The organism is Parafrankia soli, assembly GCF_001854695.1.
Lineage (GTDB): Bacteria > Actinomycetota > Actinomycetes > Frankiales > Frankiaceae > Parafrankia > Parafrankia soli.
Genome location: NZ_MAXA01000180.1, coordinates 22,602 through 45,257 on the forward strand (window position 1 = coordinate 22,602; position 22,656 = coordinate 45,257).

The 22,656-nt window shown below is 72.7% G+C and carries 19 protein-coding genes and 1 pseudogene; 9 read left to right on the forward strand and 11 right to left on the reverse strand.

From position 1 onward, the window contains the following. The first annotated feature begins 9 nt into the window (after nt 1–9). The 3 genes from BBK14_RS14670 to BBK14_RS14680 all read left to right on the forward strand — a co-directional run bounded on the left by BBK14_RS14670 (nt 10) and on the right by BBK14_RS14680 (nt 5,283). Nucleotides 10–1,824 carry an ABC transporter ATP-binding protein gene (locus BBK14_RS14670; protein WP_071062891.1) on the forward strand — a complete coding sequence of 605 codons (1,815 nt, stop codon included), beginning with the start codon at nt 10–12 and terminating at the stop codon, nt 1,822–1,824. Beyond that, nucleotides 1,821–3,611 (forward strand): ABC transporter ATP-binding protein, encoded by a 1,791-nt coding sequence (locus BBK14_RS14675; RefSeq protein ID WP_071062893.1) that lies wholly within the window; start codon nt 1,821–1,823, stop codon nt 3,609–3,611. Before BBK14_RS14670 ends, BBK14_RS14675 begins: the two co-directional genes overlap by 4 nt. 88 nt (nt 3,612–3,699) lie before the next feature. Next, nucleotides 3,700–5,283 carry an MFS transporter gene (locus BBK14_RS14680; RefSeq protein WP_071062895.1) on the forward strand — a complete coding sequence of 528 codons (1,584 nt, stop codon included), beginning with the start codon at nt 3,700–3,702 and terminating at the stop codon, nt 5,281–5,283. Between the two features lie 15 nt (nt 5,284–5,298). On the opposite strand, the gene BBK14_RS14685 is transcribed toward BBK14_RS14680, so the two are convergent. The 4 genes from BBK14_RS14685 to BBK14_RS14700 are packed head-to-tail and all read right to left on the reverse strand — an operon-like array spanning nt 5,299 to nt 10,476. After that, nucleotides 5,299–6,987 carry an ABC transporter ATP-binding protein gene (locus BBK14_RS14685; RefSeq protein WP_071062897.1) on the reverse strand — a complete coding sequence of 563 codons (1,689 nt, stop codon included), beginning with the start codon at nt 6,985–6,987 and terminating at the stop codon, nt 5,299–5,301. After that, nucleotides 6,984–7,916: an ABC transporter permease gene (locus tag BBK14_RS14690; protein ID WP_083390956.1), complete on the reverse strand. Its 933-nt coding sequence runs from the start codon at nt 7,914–7,916 to the stop codon at nt 6,984–6,986. Before BBK14_RS14690 ends, BBK14_RS14685 begins: the two co-directional genes overlap by 4 nt. Continuing rightward, entirely contained in the window at nt 7,913–8,857 is a 945-nt protein-coding gene (locus tag BBK14_RS14695; protein ID WP_071062995.1) for an ABC transporter permease, read from the reverse strand. Before BBK14_RS14695 ends, BBK14_RS14690 begins: the two co-directional genes overlap by 4 nt. Nucleotides 8,858–8,895: 38 nt before the next feature. Further along, entirely contained in the window at nt 8,896–10,476 is a 1,581-nt protein-coding gene (locus BBK14_RS14700; protein WP_071062899.1) for an ABC transporter substrate-binding protein, read from the reverse strand. A gap of 136 nt (nt 10,477–10,612) precedes the next feature. On the opposite strand from BBK14_RS14700, the gene BBK14_RS14705 reads away from it, so the two are divergent. Next, the gene (locus BBK14_RS14705; protein WP_071062900.1) at nt 10,613–11,362 is read left to right on the forward strand and encodes a TetR/AcrR family transcriptional regulator; all 750 of its coding nucleotides are present in this window, start codon (nt 10,613–10,615) and stop codon (nt 11,360–11,362) included. 150 nt (nt 11,363–11,512) lie between these two features. Here the strand turns inward: BBK14_RS14705 and BBK14_RS14710 are convergent, their stop codons facing one another. Next, a complete protein-coding gene (locus BBK14_RS14710) occupies nt 11,513–12,814 on the reverse strand; it encodes an IS701 family transposase (protein WP_083390959.1) in 1,302 nt (433 codons plus the stop codon). Between the two features lie 355 nt (nt 12,815–13,169). On the opposite strand from BBK14_RS14710, the gene BBK14_RS14715 reads away from it, so the two are divergent. Continuing rightward, on the forward strand, nt 13,170–13,871 hold the full coding sequence (locus BBK14_RS14715; RefSeq protein ID WP_071062999.1) for a hypothetical protein: 702 nt from the start codon (nt 13,170–13,172) through the stop codon (nt 13,869–13,871). A 127-nt stretch (nt 13,872–13,998) separates the two neighbouring features. Here BBK14_RS14715 and BBK14_RS14720 read toward each other — a convergent pair whose 3' ends face one another. After that, nucleotides 13,999–15,447 carry an ATP-binding protein gene (locus tag BBK14_RS14720; RefSeq protein WP_241831484.1) on the reverse strand — a complete coding sequence of 483 codons (1,449 nt, stop codon included), beginning with the start codon at nt 15,445–15,447 and terminating at the stop codon, nt 13,999–14,001. Between the two features lie 714 nt (nt 15,448–16,161). Between BBK14_RS14720 and BBK14_RS14725 the strand changes: the two genes are divergently transcribed. Then, the gene (locus BBK14_RS14725; RefSeq protein WP_241831485.1) at nt 16,162–16,404 is read left to right on the forward strand and encodes a hypothetical protein; all 243 of its coding nucleotides are present in this window, start codon (nt 16,162–16,164) and stop codon (nt 16,402–16,404) included. Here BBK14_RS14725 and BBK14_RS14730 read toward each other — a convergent pair. From BBK14_RS14730 to BBK14_RS40095, 3 genes and pseudogenes are all read right to left on the reverse strand, one after another. After that, nucleotides 16,365–16,769 carry a tetratricopeptide repeat protein gene (locus tag BBK14_RS14730; RefSeq protein ID WP_071062905.1) on the reverse strand — a complete coding sequence of 135 codons (405 nt, stop codon included), beginning with the start codon at nt 16,767–16,769 and terminating at the stop codon, nt 16,365–16,367. The two genes, BBK14_RS14725 and BBK14_RS14730, sit on opposite strands and share 40 nt — an antisense overlap. Then, entirely contained in the window at nt 16,748–18,850 is a 2,103-nt protein-coding gene (locus BBK14_RS40090; RefSeq protein ID WP_083390961.1) for an ATP-binding protein, read from the reverse strand. Before BBK14_RS40090 ends, BBK14_RS14730 begins: the two co-directional genes overlap by 22 nt. Nucleotides 18,851–19,001: 151 nt before the next feature. After that, nucleotides 19,002–19,811, reverse strand: a pseudogene (locus BBK14_RS40095) (AfsR/SARP family transcriptional regulator); the annotation flags it as partial. 95 nt (nt 19,812–19,906) lie between these two features. On the opposite strand from BBK14_RS40095, the gene BBK14_RS40100 reads away from it, so the two are divergent. The 3 genes from BBK14_RS40100 to BBK14_RS14750 are packed head-to-tail and all read left to right on the forward strand — an operon-like array spanning nt 19,907 to nt 21,067. Further along, nucleotides 19,907–20,239 carry a hypothetical protein gene (locus tag BBK14_RS40100; protein ID WP_241831486.1) on the forward strand — a complete coding sequence of 111 codons (333 nt, stop codon included), beginning with the start codon at nt 19,907–19,909 and terminating at the stop codon, nt 20,237–20,239. A gap of 2 nt (nt 20,240–20,241) precedes the next feature. Then, nucleotides 20,242–20,583 carry a hypothetical protein gene (locus tag BBK14_RS40105; protein WP_241831487.1) on the forward strand — a complete coding sequence of 114 codons (342 nt, stop codon included), beginning with the start codon at nt 20,242–20,244 and terminating at the stop codon, nt 20,581–20,583. A gap of 4 nt (nt 20,584–20,587) precedes the next feature. Beyond that, a complete protein-coding gene (locus BBK14_RS14750; RefSeq protein WP_071062910.1) occupies nt 20,588–21,067 on the forward strand; it encodes a cupin domain-containing protein in 480 nt (159 codons plus the stop codon). 156 nt (nt 21,068–21,223) lie between these two features. On the opposite strand, the gene BBK14_RS14755 is transcribed toward BBK14_RS14750, so the two are convergent. Both BBK14_RS14755 and BBK14_RS14760 read right to left on the reverse strand, forming a co-directional pair. Continuing rightward, nucleotides 21,224–21,886: a maleylpyruvate isomerase family mycothiol-dependent enzyme gene (locus tag BBK14_RS14755; RefSeq protein WP_071062912.1), complete on the reverse strand. Its 663-nt coding sequence runs from the start codon at nt 21,884–21,886 to the stop codon at nt 21,224–21,226. Nucleotides 21,887–22,048: 162 nt separating this feature from the next. After that, entirely contained in the window at nt 22,049–22,624 is a 576-nt protein-coding gene (locus BBK14_RS14760; RefSeq protein WP_071062914.1) for a TetR/AcrR family transcriptional regulator, read from the reverse strand. Nucleotides 22,625–22,656 lie beyond the last annotated feature (32 nt).

Sequence of the window (22,656 nt, forward strand, 5' to 3'; positions counted from 1 at the left end):
GGTCGACACATGAACGAAGATCGAGGAGCGCTGGCGGCGCTGCTGCGGCCCATCCGGGGCCGGCTGTGGCTCGCCACCGCGGCGCAGGCCGTCTCCGCGGCCGTGAGCGTCGTGCCCTTCATCGCCGCCGCCGAGCTGGGGCGCGTCCTGCTCGACGACGGCCCGGTCGATCACGGGCGCGCCTGGACGATCACCTGGGTCGGCGTCGCGGCCCTGTTCGCGCGGCTCGTCCTGCTGGCCGTGGCCGGCGGGGTGAGCCACTTCGCGGACAACCGGCTGCAGCTCGACATCCGCCGGCGGATCGTCAGCCACCTCGGCCGGGTGCCGCTGGGCTGGTTCTCCGATCGCAACTCCGGCACGGTCAAGAAGGCCGTCCAGGACGACGTGACGACCATGCACCACCTGGTCGCGCACTCCCGGCTGGAGATCACTGCGGCGACCGTCGTGCCGCTGACGACCCTGGCCTACCTGTTCTGGGTCGACTGGAGAATGGYGCTGATCACCCTCGCTCCGCTGATCGTCGGCCTCTACTTCTACGGGCGGAACCTCGCGGCCGTCGGCGCCCAGCTCCAGCCCTTCGACGAGGCCACGCGAGCCATCAGCGCCAGCACGGTCGAGTTCGTCGACGGCATCGCCGTCGTGAAGATCTTCGGCCGGGCGCGCGGCGCGCACGAGCGCTTCACCCGGGCCGCCGACGACTACTCGACCTTCTTCAAGGGCTGGGTCACCTCAACGATCGGCCTGCGCGCGATCTCGGAGATCCTGCTCTCCCCGGTGGTGGCGCTGCTCACCGTCCTCGTCGGCGGCGCGCTGCTCGTCACGAAGGCCGACATGGCGCCGGTCGACCTGCTGCCGTTCGCGCTGCTCGGCGCCGGCCTCGCGGCGCCGATCCTCGCGCTCAGCTACGGGATCTACAACATGCGCACCGCCCACCAGGCGGCCGCGAACGTGACGGGCGTGCTGGCCGTGCCCCCGCTGCCCGTCACCGCCGAGCCCGCCGTCCCGGCCGGCAACGACGTCGTCTTCGAGGACGCCCGGTTCTCCTACGACGGGGAGACCGAGGTCCTGCGGGGCATCGACCTGACCCTGCGCCCCGGGACGATCACCGCGCTGGTCGGGGCGTCGGGCTCCGGCAAGTCGACCCTCGCGTCGCTGGTGCCGCGCTTCGGCGACGTCACCGGCGGCGCGATCCGGCTGGGTGGCGTCGACCTGCGCGACATCGCCCCCGACGAGCTGTACCGCCGGGTCGCCTTCGTCTTCCAGGACACCCACCTGCTGCGTGACTCGATCGCCGACAACATCCGGCTGGCCCGGCCGGAGGCCGATCTCGCCGAGGTGCGCGCCGCCGCCCAGGCCGCGCGCATCGACAGCCGCATCCGTGAGCTGCCCCAGGGCTACGACTCCGTCATCGGTGAGGACGGCCAGCTCTCCGGCGGTGAGGCGCAGCGGGTCGCGATCGCCCGCGCCCTGCTCGCGGACACCCCCGTGATCGTCCTGGACGAGGCGACGGTGTTCACCGACCCCGAGGCCGAGGCCGACATCCAGGACGCTCTCTCCGAACTGACCAGGGAGAAGACGGTGCTCGTCATCGCCCACCGGCTGGCGACGATCGTCGCCGCCGACCAGATCGTCGTTCTCGACGACGGCGCGATCGCCGAGCGGGGCACCCACGCCGAGCTGGTCGCGGCGGGCGGCGTCTACGCCCGGATGTGGGCGGCGCACGAGCGCGCCGCCGACCCGCACGCACGTCCCGGCCCTGCCCCGGGACCTGCCGGCGTTCGCGGTGCCGCGGGCGCGCTGACCGGAACGGAGGAGGCCCGGTGATCCGGAGGCTGTTCACACTGCTCGGCCCGGAGCACCGGGGCGAGCTGCGGAGCCTGCTCGGCTGGCTCGTCGGCGCGGCCGTCCTGCAGGGCGCGGCCTTCGTGCTGCTGGTGCCGATCCTGCGCGCGCTGCTCGGCGACAACCCGGATGACGTCTGGCCGTGGATCCTGGCCCTCGTCGCGACGACGGCGGGGTACGGGTTCGCGCACCGGGTGGGCCTGCTGGCCAGCGCCGACGCGGGTGCCGGCCTCTCGCGCACCGTGCACCACCGCATCGGCGACCGGGTCGCCGGCCTCCCGCTCGGCTGGTTCTCGGCTGACCGGACGGCGGCGGTCAACCAGCTCGCCACGCGGGACGTCATGGACGTCATGGGCGTGTTCGCGCACCTGCTGCGGCCGCTGCTGACCGGATTCGTGACCCCCGGTGTCGTCGTCGCGCTGATGTACGTCTTCGACTGGCGGCTCGCGCTCGCCGCCACGCTCACCGTCCCGATGCTCGCGCTGGTCTACCGCTGGAGCACCCGGCTCGCCCACCAGGCCGACGCCGCCAGCGACGCCGCCCAGGTGGACGCCGGCGGGCGGGTGCTCGAGTTCGCCCGAGCCCAGCGGGTGCTGCGGGTGTTCGGCCGCGGTGCGACCGGGCCCGCCGCCCGGGCGCTCGACGAGGCCCTGGAACGGCAGCGGGCGGCCGGGCACCGGCAGCTGAGCGTGGCCGTGCCGGGGCTGATCGGCTTCGCGGTCGCGGTCCAGGCCGCGTTCACCGTGGTCATCATCCTCGGCACCTACCTCGCGCTCGACGGCTCGCTCGACGCGCCCACGCTGCTCGCGGTGCTCGCCCTGGCGGCCAGGTTCATCGAACCCGTCGCGGAGGCCGCGGCGCTGGGCGCCGAGCTGCAGAAGGCCAGCCGCGCCCTCGAGCGCATCGAGAACCTGCTCGCCCTACCGACGCTGCCAACCCCGGCGGCCCCCCGGCACCCCGAGGGCACCGGCATCGAGCTCGACAACGTCGTGTTCGGCTACGAGGGCCGCCGCGTGCTCTCCGGGGCGTCCGCCTGGCTGGCCGAGGGCACGATGACCGCGCTGGTGGGCCCGTCGGGCTCCGGCAAGACCACGGTCACCCGGCTCATCGCGCGCTTCTGGGACACCGACTCGGGAGCCGTGCGGATCGGCGGGGTCGACGTCCGGGAGATCGACCCCGACGAGCTGACGTCGCTGATCTCCGTGGTCTTCCAGGACGTCTACCTGTTCGAGGGCAGCATCGAGGACAACATCCGGGTCGGACGTTCCGGGGCGAGCGCCGAGCAGGTGCGCGAGGCCGCGCGGCTGGCCCGGGTCGACGAGATCGTCGCGCGGCTGCCCGAGGGCTGGGACACCCGGGTCGGGGAGGGCGGCAGCGCCCTGTCCGGCGGCGAGCGCCAGCGGGTGTCCATCGCCCGCGCGATCCTCAAGGACGCTCCGATCGTGCTGCTCGACGAGGCGACGTCCGCGCTGGACCCGGAGAACGAGCAGGCCGTCGCGCAGGCACTGGCCGCGCTGGCGAACAACCGCACGCTGCTCGTGATCGCGCACCGGCTGGGGACGGTGATGGCGGCCGACCAGATCCTCGTCCTGGAGCGGGGCCTCGTCGTCGAGTCCGGAACCCATACCCAGCTCATCGGGACCGGCGGCCGGTACGCCGCCTTCTGGCAGCGGCGCCGCGGAGCCGAGGGCTGGCGCCTGGCGCCTGGCACCGCACCCACCGGCGAGGCCGCGCTTGCCCGTCTTCCCCACCCGGCCGCGGGCCACTAGGAAACCCGAGGTCACTCCCGCTACCGCCGGCGGGACGCGTCGGGTCGACGCCCGAGCGCCGCCTCGCCCCTCCCGAGAACGGCTCCCCATGCGTAAATGGCTACCCCTGCTCACGGTCTCCCTGAGCACCTTCATGCTGCTCCTCGACGTCACGATCGTCAGCGTGGCGGTGCCGGCCATGGCCGACGCGCTCGACTCCTCGTTCACCGATCTGCAGTGGACCGTCGACATCTACGTCCTGGTGCTCGCCGCCCTGCTGATGGCGATCGGCTCGGCGTCCGACCTCTTCGGCCGCCGCCGGATCTTCCTCCTCGGGCTGGTCGTCTTCGCGGCGGCCTCGCTCGCCTGCGGGTTGGCTCCGAACATCGGCTTCCTGATCGCCGCCCGGGGCATGCAGGGGCTCGGTGCCGCGGCCATGTTCGCGACCAACGCCGCCCTGCTCAGCGCCACCTACCGCGGCCGTGACCTCGGTGTGGCCTTCGGGGTGTGGGGCGCGGTCAACGGCGCCGCCGCGGCGCTGGGCCCCATCGTCGGCGGCCTGCTCACCGAGCACATCAGCTGGCGGGCCATCTTCCTGGTCAACCTGCCGGTGGCCGCGGTCGCCATCGTCATCGCCCTGCGTGCCGTCACGGAGTCGCGGGACCGGGCGAGCGGCCGCATCGACATCCCCGGCACCGTCACGTTCACGCTCGGGGTCTCCCTGCTCATTTACGGCCTCATCGAGGCCGGTGACCAGGGCTGGTCGGATTTCGTCACCCTCGGGTGCCTCATCGGCGCCGCCGTGGCTCTGGTGGTCTTCGTCCTGGTGGAACGCGGCCGGCGCGCGCCGATGCTCGACCCGCGGCTGTTCCGCGGCCCGTCGTTCTCCGCGCTCATGCTCGGCGGCTTCGTCCTGACCGGGGCGGCGTTCGCCAACCTGGTGTTCGTGTCGGTGTGGGCGCAGACCGTCCTCGACTTCGACCCGGTGAAGGCCGGTCTGGTGCTCACCCCGCTGGCGGGGATGTCGTTCGTGGTCGCCGGGGCCGGCGGCCGGCTGCTGCACGGAGTCCCGCCGAGGATCTCGATCGGGGCCGGCCTGCTGTTCGTGGGAGCCGGGACGCTGCTCGACATGGTCATCGCACCGTCGTCGGGATGGACCGCGCTGCTGGCCGGACTGATCGTCACCGGTGTCGGGGTGGGGCTGGCCTCGCCGGTCCTCGCCTCCGCCGCGCTCACCACGGCGCCCCCCGAGCGCGCGGGCATGGCCAACGGCGCGATGAACACGTTCCGCCAGCTCGGGTTCGCGGTCGGCGTTCCCGTCTTCGGCACGGCCCTGGCCGGGCAGGCACGGGCCACGCTCAGCGACAGCGGCCAGTTCGACGACCCGCAGGCCACCGCCAGCGCGCTGTCCGGCGGCGGCGCGCCGGAGATCATCGCGCGCGTGCCCGCGGCCGCGCGCGCCGCGGTCGACCAGGCCCTGCACGCCGCGTACGCCGACGGGCTCGATCGGGTCTTCCTGATCAGCGGGGCCGCCGCGCTGGTGGCGGGTGTCGCGGTGCTGCTGCTGGTCCGACCGGTACCGACGGCCCCCCGCGCCGCGGCGGCCGACGGCCCGGCGGGCGCGGCGGTACCCGGGGGGCCCGCGATCCCCGCGCCCGGCGGCAGCCAGCTGCCGACGGGGGCGAACGGCTGAGCGGCGGGGCCGCGGTCAGGCCCCGGGCGGCGGGGCGGCGAGCAGCCCGCCCCGCAGCTCCCGGACGTGGTCGGCCACCGCGCTGACGGCGCCCCGGTCGTGGCTGATGAACACGGCGGCGAGACCGCGCTCGGTGACCAGGCCGCGGACCAACCCGCAGATCGCGCCGGCCGACACGGGATCCAGCGCCGACGTCACCTCGTCACAGATCAGCAGGTCCGGAGCCGTGGCCAGGGCCCGGGCCAGGGCGAACCGCTGGCGTTGGCCGCCGGAGAGTCGCCCGGGGCGGCGGGCCGCCAGCTCCGGGGCGAGCCCCAGCTCCGCGAGCAGCGCGGCGACTTCACCGCCCGACTCCTCCGGTCCCTCCGGTTCCCCCGCCTCCCGCGCGTCGCCCGCGGCGAGGGCGTAGGCGCGGGTCACCGCCTCGCCGACCGGACGACGCGGGTTGAGGGACGTGTACGGGTCCTGGAAGACGTAGCCGATCCGGCGGCGCTGCGGCGGTGGGCGATCCGTCGCCGAGGGTGCCAGCGGCACTCCGTCGAGTTCCACGGTCCCGTCGTCCCACGGGTGCAGGCCGATGACGGCGCGGGCCAGGGTCGTCTTCCCGGTGCCGGAGACACCGACGACGCCGACGCACTCACCCCGTCGCACGGTCAGGTCGACACCGCGCAGCACCTCGGCCCGGCGGCGCGCGGCCCCGGTGGAGACCCGCAGCCCGGCGACGCGCAGCGCCACCGCGCCGGGCTCGGGGGAGAGGGAGGGGGAGGGGGCAGCGGCAGGGCCGGGGCCCGGGGCAGGCTCGGCCCCGGCCGCCCGCGGCGACGCCTGTGCCGGTGGCTGCTGTGCCGGTGCTGGTGCCGGTGCGTGGCTCAGCCGCCGGCTGGCGGCACTCAGCGCCCGGGTCGGGCCGGTGCGCGGCCGGTCGAGGACGTCGCGGGGCGCTCCCCGCTCCACGATCCGCCCGGCGTCCAGCACGACGAGCTCGGGCACGCCCGGCAGCTCGGCCACAGCCGCCAGGTCATGGCTGACCAGCACGAGCGAGAACGAACGCACCGCCCGCCGCTGCTCGATCAGGGCCAGCAGGGCGGCCGCCTGGTCGGGGTCCACGTTCGCCGTCGGCTCGTCGAGGACCAGCACGTCCGGCTCGCCGGTCAGCGCGAGCGCGAGCAGCAGCCGCTGGCGCTGCCCGCCGGAGAGCTGGTGGGGATACCGCGCGAGGAAGGCCCGATCGTCGGGCAGCCCGACCGCGCGCAACGCCGCGGCGGCCCTCGCCCGCACGTCCGCCCCCCGGCCGACGAGGCGGATCATCTCCGTCAGCAGCGCCGAGACGCGCATGGTCGGGGTGAGCGAGGCCGCCGGATCCTGCGGCAGGTAGCGCACCCGGCGGCGGCGCAGCTCCCGCGCGCGGGACGCGCGCGGGGCGAACACGTCGACCCCACCGATCGTCACGCCGCCCGACGTCCGGGTCAGGCCCGGCCCGAGGTGGCCCAGCAGGGCGAGCGCGAACGTGGTCTTGCCCGCGCCGGAGGTGCCGATGACCGCGAGGGTCCCACCGGCAGGCAGGTCACAGGAGGCGCCGTCGAGGACCGCGCGCCCGCCGGCCGCGGCGACGCTCAGGTCGGTCACGACGACGTCCGTGGCGGGCTCCTCGGGGCCCTCGGGGGCCTTGCCGACGTCCGGTGCGCCGGCCGTTCTGGTGGTCATTCCCGGTTCGTCCCGTCGGAGTGGGCGACCAGCCAGTCGCTGATCAGGTTCGTGCCCACCGCCAGCAGCGTGATCGCGAGGGCCGGGGCCAGCACGCACCAGGGCGCGACCGTGATGCCCCCGCCGTTCTCGTTGATCATCTGGCCCCAGTCCGGAGTGGGCGGCTGGGGGCCGAAGCCCAGGAACCCGGCCGCGCTGATGATGATGATGGCCTCGACCATCCGCGTGCCGGCGTCCGCGAAGATGATCGTCCGGAGGTTGGGAAGCAGGTCGCGGACGAGGATCTGGCGGGTCGGCGTCCCGCACAGGACCGCCGCCTCGACGTAGGGCTCCGTGACGAGCGCGCGGGTCGCCGCGTAGATGACCCGCGCGGTGGGCGGCGTGAGGACGACGACGATCGCGGCGAAGGCGGCGAGGCCACCCACGCCCAGCGCGCTCGCCGCCGCGGCCAGGACCAGCACCGCGGGGACGGCGAGGATGACGTCGAACACCGCCAGCACGGCCCGCGCGCCGCCCCGGCCGAGCCAGCCCGCGAGCAGGCCCGTGCTGACGGCGATCAGCTGGGCGGAGGCGACCGCGAGGACCGTGATGAGCAGCAGGCTCCGGCCGCCGACGAGCATGCGGGAGAGCACGTCCCGGCCCAGCAGGTCGGTCCCGAGCGGGTGCGCCCCGCTCGGCCCGGCGAGCGGGCCGGAGACGCTGGCGGTCGTCGGGTAGGGGTGGACGAAGACACCGATGAGAGTCGTCAGCACCGGTACGCCGAGGACGAGCAGACCGATCACCAGTCCGGTGCGTCCGCGCAGGTGCTGGCGTCCAGGGAGCCCACGGCAGCCGCGGCCACCCGGCTCTGACGCGGCCCCGGTCGCTTCGCCGGGCAGGGCGGTCTCGGTCGCCGGCCCGGTGCCGGACGCGGCGGAGGGCCCGCTCACGTGGCCGTCCGGGCGCGGGGGAGCAGGAGCCGGACGGCGCCGTCGGCGAGGGCGCTCACCGTGACCACGAACGCGGCCACCACGATCGTCACCGCCTGGATGACCGGGACGTCCCGCTGCGAGACGGCGGTCTGCAGCACGTTGCCCACCCCCGGATAGCCGAACACTATCTCGACGACGACGACGTTCGTGACCATCGCGATCATGGTCAATGCCCCGGCCTGGCACAGCACGGGCAGCGCCGCCGGGAGGATGTGCCGGGCGACGACCCGCCGGTGCGGGATGCCGCGCAGGCGGGCCGCGAGCGCCCAGGGCATGGCGGCGGCGTCGAGCACGCTCGCGCGGACCAGGCGCGTCACGTAGGCGAAGGAGCTGAGCGTCAGGGCGGTCGCGGGCAGCACCAGCAGCCGTGGCTGGAGGATGGCCGGGCGGGTGGGATCGACCAGCGCGAGCGCGGGCAGCCAACGCAGGTTGACGGCGAACAGCAGCACGAGCAGGGAACCGGTGACGAAGGCCGGAACGGCCGACACCGTGAGCGAGAACATGAGCAGCAGCCGGTCCACGGCCCCGCCGGGCCGCAGGCCCGCGGTCACGCCGGCCAGCGTGCCGGTCAGCAGCACCGCGGCCAGGGCGACGGCCGCCAGCGTCAGGCTGTTCACCATCGGCCGCGACAGCAGGGTGTCCACCGGCAGGTCGTTCACCTGGGACCGGCCCAGGTCGCCGTGCGCCAGCCCGGAGATCCACCGCAGGTACCGCTCCCAGACCGGGTGGTCGAGTCCCAGCCGGACATGCTCCGCATGGAGTTGCTGTTCCGTGGCGTAGGGACCCAGGCGGGCGCGCACGTTGTCACCGGGCAGCGCGGACATCGCGGCGAAGGTCACGACGGACACCCCGAGGACGACGGCGAAGGCCCCGGCCAGCCGCCGGACGGGCGACGGCACGCGGCCGGYCACCGCTCGCGACCCGGCCGGCGGAGTGCTCACCCCGTGCGGTGGATGAAGACCAGGTCCGGGATGCCGAAGTTGGGACTGGAGTCGACGCCCCCGACGGACGGCGCGGCGGCGACGAGCCTCGGCGCGAACCCCCACACGAGGTCGGAGCCGGAATCCCAGAGCTGCTTCTGCAGGCTGTCGAACGTCGCTTTGCGCTTCGCGGCGTCGAGCTCGCCCACTCCGTCGGCGAACCCGGCGTCCCAGTCGGGCTTGCGCCAGCCGAAGTTGAACGGGCCGTCGGACAGGTAGACCAGCGGGGCCATGTCGGTGAACGCGCCGACCTGGGCGAACGCCACGCCCGACGCCTTCGCCCACTCCTCGGGCTGGGCGAAGTAGACGTCCGGCGGGACGACCTCGACCTTGATGTCGAAGCCGACCTCGCGGGCCTGGTCGGCGAGGAGCTGGGTCGCCTCGACGAGACCCGGGCCGATGGGCGAGGTCAGCAGGGTGGCCTTGACCGGGGTGGCCACCCCGGCCTCCTGCAGGAGCGATTTCGCCTTCGCCGGGTCGTGCGGCCGCTGCGGGATCGAGCCGTTGTAGTTCGGCAGGCCCTTGCCCCACAGGTCGTTGCCGACGGAGCCGAATCCGAACAGCGTGGTGTCGACGAGCTTCTGGCGGTCCACCGAGTACCGCAGGGCCTGCCGGACGCGCTCGTCGTCGAACGGCGGCGCCGCCATGTTCAGGAACCAGGCCAGGCCCTGCTCGGCCGCGCCGCGGTGGATCGTGATCGCGCGGTCCTCCCGCAGGGTCGAGGCGTCCAGGTAGGCGATGTCGTCGGCCCAGTCCACCTGGCCCGCCCGCAGCGCGGACAGCCGCGACTTCGCGTCCGGCGCGGCCACCAGCTCGATCTCGTCCAGGTAGCCCCGGGCGTCGCCGTCCCAGTAGTCGGCGCGCCTGCGCAGGACCGTGCGCTGGCCGGGCACGAACGAGGCGATCTCGTAGGGCCCGCTGCCGACGACGTCACCGAGCTGGGACGCCGGCTTGCCCTCCGGCATGATCACCAGGACGACGCCGCTCACCCGGGCCGGCAGGTCGTACACGGGGGCGGTCAGCGCGACGGTCGCGGTGCGCGCGTCCGTCGCCTTGCTCGCCTTCGGGTCGAACGCGGCGATCGCGGCGCCGCTCTCGGTGCCGGTGAACGTCGCGAAGCTGGCCAGCACGTCGGCCGTCGTCAACGGCCTGCCATCGGAGAAGGTGATCCCCGGCTTCAGCTTCAGCGTCCAGACGGTCGCGTCGGCGTTGGGCGTCAGGCTCTCGAACAGGCGCGGGGTGACCGAGCCGTCCGGGTGGGCGTCGCCGAGGCGTTCGTACACCGCGAGGCCGCGCACCGAGCCCAGCACGTCGTGGCCTTTCACGATGTCCAGGGTGTCGGCCGGACTGCTCGCGAACGCGGCCCGCAGTTTCCCGCCGCGGCGCGGGGCCGCTGTCGCCCCCGCCGCGCCCGTGCCCGTGCCTGGTGCGGCGGGGGCGTCGTCGCCGCAGGCCGCGAGCAGTGCCGGCGCCGTGAGGGCGCCGACGGCGAGCAGGCCGGCACGCCCGAACGCGCGACGGTTGAGAGCAACGTTCATCGAGGTCTTCTCCCGGGGGCCCGTGCCACCCAGCCGGCGGGCAGCTAAGGGTCACCTTATGCATAGACCATTCGCTTAAGGAAGACCTTAGTTGTATCCGGCCTGGGTTGACAGGTCGGCGTGCGACGATGGTCACGTGGGGGCACCGGGAGAGGACGGCGACATCGCGGGCTCCGCGGAGTCCGGCGCCGAGCATCTCGCCCAAGCGGAGCCGCCTGCGCGCCCGTCCGCGGGGCTCGGTCGCTACGGCCACCGGCGGCCGCGGCGGGGCCTGACCCGGCAGGTGGTTGTCGACGCCGCCCTGCGCGTCGTCGCCCGCGACGGTCTGGACGGGCTCACCATGCGGGCCGTCGCGGTGGAGCTGAACACCGCGACGACCTCGCTGTACCGGCACATCGCCGACCGGGACGCGCTGCTGACCGCGATGCTCGCGAGCGTCGCGTCGGGCCTGCCGGTCGCCGTGCCGGGCCGGACGCCACTGGAACGGGTCGCGGCCCGCCTGGTCGGGGCGCACGACCTGCTCGCCGACTGGCCCTGGGTGCCCTACGTGCTGGTCACCGGGCAGTATGTCGCCGCGGAGTCGCTCGCCTTCGACGAGGCGAACCTGGCCGATCTGCTCGCGGCCGGGCTCGACGTGTCCGCGGCCGCGCTCGCCTACCGCAGCTGCTGGCACCTGCTGGTGGGCGAGCTGCTGGACCAGCACGCCGCGCCGGCCGCGGCGGCGGCCCGACGTCTGCGGCGGGCCGCGATACCGGTGGTCGACCTGCCCGCCCTGGCCCAGGCCGGCCCCTTGCTGACCGACGCGGAGGGCGACTCTTTCGCCCACGGTGTCGCGCTGCTGCTGCGAGCCGTGGTCGCCGGGGCCGGGGCCCCGTCCGGGCCGTGACACGGCGCCCGCGGTCCACCGTGTCTCATTATCCGTCGGTCGTGGGTTCGAGCCCCACCCGCCCCACCACGTTGCGTAGTCGGCGTCTGACCTGGCTAATCGCTGGTTGGTCAGGTTGGGGTGACCAGCGGGTGGGAGTGGCCTACGTGGTCAAGTAGCGCTGCCAGTTCCGGTGGGGGTGGGGCGGTCGACCAGCGGTGCCAGTACAGCTGCAGGCGCGCCCAAGGGGACAGCCAGCCGCGGACCTGCCGCAATGTGTCCTGCCAGACGATGCGGCGCCGTGGATTTTTCCCCCGCCGCACCGCGGTCCTCGCGGGGTGTTTCCTGGGCCTGATCGCAGGGTGGCGCGCTCAGCAGGCTGAAGGTGAACGCCAGCATCACCAGCTGCCAGTGCCGCACGATGGCCTGTTCGGAACGGACCTGGAAGTCCGCCCAGCCCAGCTCGTGCTTGACCGGCTTGTAGTAGTCCCTCAGCCGGTAGATCCGGTAGACCTCGGCCGCGTCCGCCTCGGCGGTCGAGAGGTTGGTGGCCATGAACCAGGTCGAATCGGCGGTGAGTCTGGCCGGGTCGGCGGTGGCGGCGATCAGGCGGGTGCCCCGGGTGGGCCCGTAGCAGGAGCCCAGCTCCAGCTCGGCGACGTGGCGCACCAGCGGCTTACCGTGGCTGTCGGTCAGTACCAGGCGCCGCCAGGCTTCCAGTGGCAGGCGGGCGGCGGCCTCGGCGGGCGTGAACGCCGGCGGACGGGCGGGATCGGCGACGACCTGCCAGGTGCCGTGGCGGGGACGCAGGGCCAGCACGTAGCGGATCCTGGCTGTCCGCAGGCGCCCCTCGAGCTTGGGGTTCTCGCCGTAGACGCAGTCGGCCACCACCGCCCGGAAAGGCACCCCGGCGGCCCGGGCCTGCTCGATCAGGTCCCAGGCCAGCTCCGGCTTGGTGGCAAACGCCGGGTCCGCCTTGCCCGCGGGCAGCCGGGAGGCGGGCCGGTAGGGCCGCACCCCCAGCGGCACGTGGCGGGTGCCGTCAGTCCAGTGACTGGTGACAGCCACGACGCCGTTGGCCGTGCGGCCGAGTTTGCCGATGTACTGTTGGGCGGTCAGCACGATGCCGTGGCCGCGCTTGCGGTCCCCGGTCTCGTCGATGATGAGCACCCCGTTGCCATGCGGCCCCAGGTCCGGGTGCCGACGCCACAGCTCCACCCGGCGTGCGCCCAGGGCGTCGGGATCCCACGGCGCGTCGTGCAGGAAGTGGTGCAGCCGCTGCCGGTCCGCGCCGGGGACCAGGGCGGCCAGCTCGGTCAGCGTCTTGTTCCGTTCCCGGGGCAGCAACAGGCCGATCAGGTAGTGCCGCAGCGCGGTGCGCTCAGCCAAACGGCCGAACAGGTCATCAAAGTCGCCGCAGAACCTGTCAATCGCCTCCGCCGTCGGCGCGGTCGGCTTGCGAGCAGTGGCCATCGGGCACCTCCCACCGGAACGGCCCAGCCAGACACCACAACCGTACGTCCGATTTCCCTAACCTGACCAACCAGCGAGTAGTAGCTGCAGGGCCGTCGCGCGGCGCACATCCGGATCATGCTGCCTGCCGCCTGATGCGTTTGACCCCCGACAGTCGGGCCCCGGCGCGGCCGGGCATTGTGGATCGATGGTTCTGCCTACCGAGCGGGCCGTGTATCCGGGGATCGCCTTCCTCGTACACGCGGAGGTCGGGGCCGGCACTGCGCCGGGCGGCCACGACCTGCCTGACATGCGGGGCGATAGTTTGTTCGCTGCCCGGTGTCCGAGATCCTTCCGCGCGGTGGACAATCGGCTTATGGCTGCACCGGGATTCGGCGTCAACGCGGTCGACGTGGGTGGGGCGCCGATGCTTCTCACCGTGACCAGCGGCGGTGACGTGATTCATCTGGCCCGCGCGGCGGACTCGGCGTCGTCTGGCCGGGGCGCGGCCCACGACTTTTATTTCGACCCGTCGAGACCGTGGCTCTCGCCCACGGCCGCCCACTATGCCTGGGAGGAGCTCCTGGCGCCCCGCTGGGCCGAGACCACGCTGTGCGGCAAGGTGTGGGCTGTGATGGTCGGCGGTGAGGGCGGCCCGCTGAGGGAGGACGGCGAGGTGGCCTTCGCGCCGACCTGCCGCCGCTGTCTCGCGCTGATCGACCGCTTCTACCCGACGCCACACGCGGACCAAAGATTCTCGTTGGTCGCGCAGCTCGCGGCTGATGTCGTCTGTGAACAGGGATTCGCGGAGGTGCGCGGCGTTCCGGGTGACCAGCAGACGGAGCTGCGGAAGCGGATCCGAAAACTGGTGCGCGCGAGGACCGGCTATGGGACCAAGACCTTCTGCCGCGAGACCACGATTTACGCGGAATGCCGAGACATATACGACCAGCACGCATCGGCGCACGCCCGCGTGGCGGCAGAGGCCCTCAGCGAGTTCCTCACCGCCGACGGCGAAGCACCCTCCGGACGGCCTGCCGACTGGGTGGTCTCCTGGGAAGCCTGGGACGTCGACTGAGCTGACCCGGTCCTTCCGCGAGGTTGAACGGCGCAGAGCAGTCGGCCGTAGGTCGGTGGCTCGGAAGGGACGGGTGGGTCAGGCATGGTCCAAGGCGCGAAGTGGTTGGCAGGTGAGGATCGGTCGGCTATGAGTCCGTCCGCTGGTAGGTGGTGGCTTTGCCTCTGCCGCCGAGTTGAAGGATCAGCCCGCGACCGCGCAGGCTTCGCAGTGCCTTGCGGATGTTCGGAGCGGACAGCCCGAGCTCCTCGGCGAGGTCGCTGGCTGTTCTTCCCGGACGGGTCAGGGTCTGGTAGACGCGACGCTCTGTGGCGCCCATTGGGGGCTCGGCGGTCGCCGCGGGCGGGGCGGTCGCGAACTGGTGGAGGACGACGGTGAACCGGATGCCGCTGTCCACGTAGTGGGCTGGCGGCAGGCCATGGTCGGCGAGGGCCTCGGTGACGGTGGGAATTCCGCTGGCGAGGGCTTCGATGACCCGAGCTTCGGTTTGCGGGGAGCGGACGTGCTGGCAGATCGCGACCAGTCTGGCGTTGCGGGCGGAGGTCACCGCGTCGCGCCCGAGTCGGTCGACGGTGATGCCGTACAGGCCGCCGGGATTGGCCACTACCAGGCGGTCCCGCAGAAGCCGCACTTCGACGGCCAGCCCGGCGGACCAGTGGTCGAAGTCGCGGTGGATCAGTGCGTTGGCGACCAACTCACGGAAGGCGACGAGTGGGTAGATCGGACGGTCACGAACGCTACCGTCCATCTCGGCGACGATGGCGGTGTCGAAGGTACGTCGGGCCCAGAGTAGCGCCGCGTCAAGCATCCGCGGGACCGGCCCGCTGATGGTGACCTGGTTGCGGGCCCGCGTTGCGGCGGAGTCTGTGGGCAAGGGCTGCGCGGCGGCTTGGATGACGTAGCGAGGGAACCATTGTTGGGGATGGACCCCGAGAGCGAGCAGTCCCGCGACGGTCGGCTGCCCGCCTTCCATCGTGACTCCAGCCCGGCGCAGGAGCTCCGTGTCGTCGGGAAAACGGCCGAGCCCGGCGGGGTCGCGTTCGCGGACGGCGAGTAGAAAAGCATCGACGAGTTCGGTGTCCAGGTCGTCGATGGTGGCGTCCTCGACAGGTGAACGGTCGAACAGCGGTGGCTGGCGAGCGGCCAGAAACCCCTGTTCCTCCACGTCAGACAGGGCGTAGTCGCCGTCGTAGCCACGTAGGTACGCCCTGCCGGTCGCGGTGACGCGACAGGGCTTGGTCGAGCGGTCGCACTCGTGGACCTGCGCAACCACGACCGTGGCCCCGTCGACCTCCCCGTCGTCGATCGTGAGACGGACCGGCGGTGTGAATGCCCGGGCCCTGGCAGCCAGGCCCTGCTTGAGTATCTGCGGGTCGCTGAGCTCGACGGGGCGGAACCCGGCCCGCTCGTCGAGCCCCAGGATGATGGTCCCGCCCCCGGGCTGATTCGCCAGCGCGCTCATCGTAGAGGTCAACGAGGCGGGTAACCCGCCGGCGGCAGACTTGACCTCCACCTCGGTGGTGTCGCCTCCAGCGGCGCGCAGGAAGGCGATCATCTGGCTCACGTCACGCGGCACACCCAAATGTAACCACGGCGGAGTTACATTTGGCGTGCGGCGGTTACATTTGGCAGTCGTGGCTCGCGCCCCAAGATCGGAGAACATGGAAGATCGACGGTGGGACGGTCGACACTGGCTGCGAGGGGTATCGACCGGCCACCCTCCCCTCGATCGCGGGAAGGTCGACGCGACCACGACGCCCAGCGGTCACGATCACCGGGCGGCCTGGAAACGGGCGGAACCGCCCGGCGTTGGGAACGCTTGTTCTACTCGGTAGACGATGTTCTGGTCGACGCGGTCACCGAGCATCGTCCCTGCTCCGGGCGCGTGCGGCGACCGGTCGGACGGTGATCTCAGGGCCAGCAACCAAGATCAATCGGTTCGGATGCTGGTACATGGTCCACCGCGATGCGTAACAGTTCCCTGACCTGGACAAATAGATAACACCTATGAGATTCGACGGTTGATCGAATAGAAGATGTCCAGGTCGGGGTGTTGATCGGTTGGTTCGACTCCTCAGGCGCATCGTAGGGTTTGACTACGAGGTGTAGTTGCTGGGACGGTTCGTCGCAGTATCGATCCGCGCAGGTCCGTAGGCAGCGCATAGTCGGGGCCGATCATCCTCGGCCGGGGCCGTACAGTCGTCGCCCCTGGCCCGTTATGTGCAGATTGCTAATGATCTGGCGTGTCGTGTGCTCTGGGGAGCTTGCGGCGGGTGCGGAGCTGCGCGGGGTGCGGGAGTACGCCCGGGTGCTCGGGACGACGTCGTCGACGATGGTGCGGGCCTACCGGTATCTGGCGGATGGTGCGGTGATCACGCTGGCGGATCGGTGGCGGGCGCGGGTCGCCGGGGATGGTGCGATCGCTGCGACGCGGCTGTTGGAGCCGGAGCGGGTGTTCCGGCTGTCGGGGCTCCGCCGTGTGGTCGAGTGTCGTCAGGTGCCGGAATACGGCAGCCGCATGCCGATGGTGTGAGCGTCGCGCGCGGCGGCCAGGTCGAGCTGTCGGGCTTCGTCATCATGGCCGGCGCGGCGTAGCGCTTGGGCGAGCCGCCGCTGGGTACGGATGACGAACGGCACCCCGCCGGTCTTTTCGGCAAGCGCCAGCGACGACCGCAAGGCGGCAATGGCTTCGTCCACCCGGCCCAGTGCCAGGGCGAGCCCGCCCCGGTACAGGGCGGCGGGGCCCATGCAGGTCAGGCCGAGAACAAAGGTCACCAACGTCTCGCCGTACCCCGCGATGCGGTCCGCGAGGCCGGTCGCCCAGTCGGCCATGTCCGGGACCGCGTCGACGACCTGTGCCACGATCTCGGCGAGAATCACGACGTAGACCGGTTCCATGGCACCCGGAGCGACGTCGGCCAGGTCCGGCCGGACGAGACAGCGGACCTCACGCCCGGTAGTGACCCGCCCAGTACGGCCGCGACCTCGGCGGCCTGGTCGTACCGTCCGGCGTAAAGGTGATGCATCGCCTGCCAGCAGCGGTCCAGAAGGCCGAAGTCAGGATCACGCACCTGGCGCAGCCGCCGGCTGAAGGCGGCTGACTCGCCCTCCGCGGCTTCGACCTGGCCCAGCTCCCAAAGGACAGCCCGACGCAGGTGCCGGGCCACCAACTCGCCGCCGGGCGGGCCGTCGGCCGTCGCCAGCAGCGTGTCGGCAATCGCCAGCCGAAGGCCGGCGTGCTGCGGTGTCCAGGCCGCGAGCGCCCGGGCGATCAGCAGACCGGCGGGTTCATCGGTCGTCCCGGGCCGGGCCGCGCGCTGACCGGCGAGCACTTCGGCTGCCCGCCGGATGAGACGGCTCGCCGCTTCCGGCTCCCCGTAGCACGCGCGGACGGCCGCCGCGGCGAGCAGCCGGAAGCGGAGGTCCCGTTCGGCCGCGGGCAGCGCGGCCGCCGCGGCATCCAGATCGGTGATCAGGCCCGGCACGGGGACGTAGAACAGGGAGCTGTAGCCGCCGACCACGTCGCCGGCGCGGGTCAGGGTCGCGAGTCCCGCGCGGACGGTGTCGCCGTTCGCCGTGGCGATCCGGGCGGCCTCGGTGAGCACCTGCTGTGCCTCCGCGAAGTCGGCGGACCGACGCAGCGCCTCGCCGCGGATCACCATCAGGTCGACCAGCAGGTCAGGATGGTCCCCGGGGACGAGGTCGAGACCATGGCCGGCGAGCGTCGCCGCGTCCTCGAACGCGAACTGCGCGAGCGCGGCCCGCGCCGCGGTCGCCTGCGCCTGTGCGGCGCGCAGGTCGGTATGTCCGGCCGCGGCGGCGCGGAGGTGGTGCGCGAGCACCGCGGCCGGCACCGACGCTCCCTGGTGGGCCACCAGGGCGTCGGCGACGAGGCCGGCCAGGCGGGCACGCTCGGCCGTTCCCATACCGACCAGCACGGCCTCCCGGACGATGTCGTGGGTGAACCGCAGCCGGCCAGGGGCGGGCACGTCGGCCAGCCCGGCGGCGACGGCGATGTCCACCGCGTCGAGCGCGGCGGCCTGGGTCATGCCAGCGGCGGCTGTCACCACCGGCAACGCCGCCTCGCGGCCGACCACGGCGGCCGCCGCGAGGAGGGTCGTCATTCCGGCGGGCATCGCGGCCAACCTCGCGAGCACGGTGTCCCGCACCCCGGTCGGCAGCGTGCCGGCCGCCGCGGCCTGGTCGACAGAGGTGGTCGCCGCCAGTCGGGCGAGCTCGACGATGAAGAAGGGATTGCCGGCGGTGCGGTGGCGGACCGCCTCCGCCTGTTCGGGGGTGGGTGCCATCCCGCTCACGGCGCCGGAGAGCCGGCCGACGTCCGTCGGCGGGAGCCCGGCCAGCTCCACCCTGGTCAGGGCGGGGTGACGGGCGAGCACGCCAAGTAGCCGGCGGAGGGGCTCGCCGTCCCGCGGCGACTGGCCGCGCCCACCTGCTGGGACGGCGGCGCCGAGATCGCCGTCATCGGCGTGATCGCCTGGGGTGGCCTTCCCGCCGCGCTCCGGGCGGAAGCTGCAGACCAGCAGCACAGGGACGTCCGTCAATTCGCCGGCGAGGATCTCCAGCATCGCGATCGAGGCCGGGTCAGCCCAGTGGAGGTCCTCGAGCAGCGCCAGCACCGGACCGGCGGATGCGAGATCGGCCAGATGGCGGCCGATCGCCAGCGCGACCTCGAAACGGACCGGACCGTCACCGTCCCGGCTCGCACCGAACGCGCCCACCACTTCCGCCGGGAGGCCACGCAGCAGCTGCCGCCATGGCCAGTAGACAGGGGCGCCGGAGACCTGCGTGCAGCGGCCCCAACGGACCTGCGCCGGTACCCGCCGGGCGAGTTCCTCCAGCAGCCTGGTCTTGCCGATGCCAGCCTCGCCGGACAGCAGGGCCACGCCGGTTGCCTGCTCGGTGGCGGTCCGCTCCCACGCCTGTTCGAGGGCGGAGAGTTCCCGGTCTCGGCCAAGCAACGGCAGCCGGCCGCCGGCCGCCGGCCGCCGCGGGGGCGGTCGCGGCTGCCGGCCTCGTGCCGGAAGTGGCGCCGGGCGAGCTGACCCAGGGGTATGCGGTGCGGGGGATGCCGGGGCGGATCAGCCCGGCATCCTGCCGCAGGATCGCGGTCTCCAGCTCCCGGAGCTCGGCCCCCGGCTCGAGACCCAGATCGCTCGCGAGGGTCTGCCGTGCCTGACGAAGCACGGTGAGCGCGTCGGCCTGCCGGCCGCTGCGGTACAGGGCGGTGGCGAGCTGGGCGTGTAGCCGCTCCCGTAACGGGTGCTGGCCCGTCAGGACGCGCAGCTCACCAATCACCGCATCGTGTTCGCCCAGGTCGAGCCGGACGGCGAGAAGGTCCGCCCGGACGGCCATCTGGTCCTCCGCCAGTTTCACCCGCGCCGCTTCGGCTGCCGAGTGGCCCTCCAGGTCGGCGAACGGCTCACCCCGCCAGAGGGTGAGAGCACGCTCCAGATGAGCGCGGGCGCCGCCCGGATCCCCACCGTCGAGCGCTCTCCTGGCCAGCGCCCGCAACTCGTCGAGGTGCCCGGTGTCGAGATCGGCGGGGGAGATCGCGAGGGCGTAGCCGGAGCCCCGGGTGACGAGCAGCCGGTACGGCGGGCTGACCTTCGGCTCCAGGACCCGGCGCAGCGCGGACAGATGTGCCTGCAGCGTGGACCGCGCGGCGGGCGGTGGTTCACCCTGCCACAGCTCGTCGGCCAGCGCGTCCGCGGTGACGGTGACGCCGGGCCGTAGCAACAGGAGGGTGATCAGTTCCCGGCGCCGCCGCGGGCCGAGCTCCAGCGGGGAGCCGTCGCCGGCGGTGGCGATGGTCGGTCCGAGAACACCGAACCGCACGGGAAAGGAGCCGCTCACCGCTCCGACCGACCCTCCCCGATTCGCCGCCGCCGGCTGGGCGCCAGCCGGACGCAAGGCGCACACAAGCCCTTCGCCGCAGAACGGCCAGCGTAGTCGGCAACAGTCGTCCCAGGCGAAGGGCGCGGCACGCGGCCGCCCCAGTCATGAAGGAGGAAGCCATGTCCGCTCTGGAGTCACACCCTCTCGCTGGCGCGCCGCAGGTGCCGCGCTCGGAGCGGCACCTGGAGGCCGCCGTGCCGGCGTGGCCGGATGACGCCACGCTGCGCCGGGTCCTGCTCGGTGCCGGCGGCGTCCTGTTCGCGCTGGGGAACCTGCTGCACCCGCTCGAGCACAACGAGGCGGCCGAACAGGCGGCCACCTGGTCCGCCGCCCACCTGCTCTTCGGCATAGGGGGTGTGCTGATCGCCGCGGGGCTGCCGCTTCTGGCGGGCCGCCTCGGGCCTGGCCGGCTGGCCCGGGCCCCTACGCGCTGGTCTGGCTCGGGTTCGTGACGATGCCCGCGAACGCCTACATCGAGCTGTTCGCCGCACCGAACATCGACCACCACACCATGCACGAGATCGAATCCGACATGACGCTCGTCGCCATACCGCTCGCTTTCGCGTTCATCATCGGAGTTCCGCTGCTCGGGATCATCGGGTGGCGGGTCGGCGGGCTGTCCAGACCGGTGGCCGCGGGTCTCGTCATCGCCGGCGTGACTCTTCTCCTCGGGCCGGGCCTACCCGTGACGGAAGGCTACTGGATCATCCCGGCTACCGTCATCGCCGGCCTCGCGCTGGCGGCCACCACCCTGCCGTGGAGCGACAACAACCGGCCGCGACGAGGCGGGAGCTGAGCGGGTGGGCCCGTTCCACGCCACCTCCGGCACCGCCCGGGGCGGACCGCGGACGGTCCTCCCGGGCAGACCGGCGCCCGTCCCGCTCGCCACCGCGGCGACGACCAGCGGCTCCTACGGGCTGCTCCGGATCCAGCTGCTGCCCGGCGACGAAGCGCCGTACCTCGTACACCATGGTGAGGATCGGTCGTTCGTCGTCCTCGACGGCCGGATGCGGGTCGACACCGCTTCACGCCGCTTCACCGCCGCCACCGGAGACCTCGTCTTCGTTCCCCGCGACCGGCCGCACCGGTGCGTCGCCCTGGACGGGCCGGCCGACGTGCTCATGCTGTTCACGCCGGGTGGGGCCGAAGGGCTCTACCTCGCGCTCTGGCCGCCGGGGCACGACGCCGACCTCATCGTGCGGCTATCGGCCGAGTACAACGTCGACGTGCTCGCCCTGTCTGCCGAGGCGCCGGACGAATCGAACCATCACGACGGTTGATGTGCCTCCACATGCGGTCCGCCAGCAGCTKGTCAGCGCCGGATTCGATCCATCCGTCGCGGACTCCGCCGTCGACGGCTACCAGCTCATCCGAGACGGGGTGCCGCGTCTCGGCCGGTCTCAGAACCGTTCGCGCCCACGACGCGGCTCCCGTTGTCATCCCGGCTCCTGAGTGGACGCGAGCCTCGTCTGGAGCGCGGGCACACCATCGCCGGACAGCCGTGACAGCGCGGCGACGCGGCCGGTGAGCAGCAGCAGGATCGCGTCCATCGGGCCGTCGACCGGTGCCCCCTCGCCGGCGGCCCAGTCCGCGTCGGACGCGGTGAGCCGCAGCCCTCTGAGCCGCTTCCGGGGAAAGAAAGGGTAGCCGAACGTCGGGAAGACAACGGACCAGACCCGGTCGGCGGCGACCGCCGCGGCGTCGAGGGGTATCTCGAGGGGCCGATCCAGGGGAACGGCGATGTCCAGGCCATGCACGAGGATGTCGATAAGGGTTTCCCTGTAGGTGACGCCCACGTTGTGTTTCCGCGAACCGACCATTCCGCGGATCCCGGCGATCATCTGTTCGGTCGGCGCGGCCGCCCGCAGGCACGCCGAGCAGCGGATCACCCGCTTCATCCCGCCTGGTGACCGGGCGGCCATGCGAAGCGCCCCACCCAGCCCTGTCTGTTGCATTGTCAGATGGGCCGCGACATCGCGCACCGTCCAGCCGTCGCACAGCGAGGGCGAGCGCCACTCGTCGTCGGTCAGTTTTTCCAGCAGGCCCGCGACCCGTAGTCGCTGGGTGTCGATGGCCCGCCAGACTTCGTCTTTTTGCATGGTGTGTCCTTGTGATACGTGATGAATTTATACGTGATGAATTTTCCCAGCCGCGACCGTGCGTCGGCGCAGGAAGATAAGGCGAACCGACTGAGCCCGCCACCATGAATGGTCTGAGCGTCGGGACACTATGCGTCCCGACTTCGCTGGAAGTCGTCCGTTTTATTGACCCTGTTCGCGCTGGTTCTGGATCAGTGACGTCAGCAGCGCGTCGAGGTGCGCCGTCGGGTCGAAGGCCGGGTCGGGGATGGCCAGCTGGTGCAGGACAAGGCCGGTCAGGTAGTTGCCGACGACGTGGGTGTGGTGGTCCGGGTCCGTCGAGCCGACCAGACGCAGCCAGGTGCCGAACCAGGCGCTCACCCGGGCTCCGGTGGCCGCCAGCTGTGCCCGTAGCTCAGGCCGGCGGGAAGCCTCGACGAGGATCGCGTACCGGGACAGGGTCAGTGTCCGGTTACGGCCCGCGCTGTCACGGGCGAAGAGGGCCAGCCCCTTGGCCAGGTCCGAGGTCGTCCGCGGCGCCAGGTGCGCGGCCACCTCCTCCCAGTTCGCCCGCTCCCGCGCCGCGAACCGCTCCACGATCGCATCGAACAGGGCGTCCCTGGTCCGGAAGTAGTTGGACGTCGACCCCGCGGTCAGACCCGAGGCGGCATCCACGGCGCGGTGTGTCAACGCCCGAACTCCCTCCCGCCCCAGCAGGTCGATCGCCGCGTCAAGAAGGTCATCGCGCCGGCTGGCCACGTCCGAACACTACATCTATAGTTCTAGACACT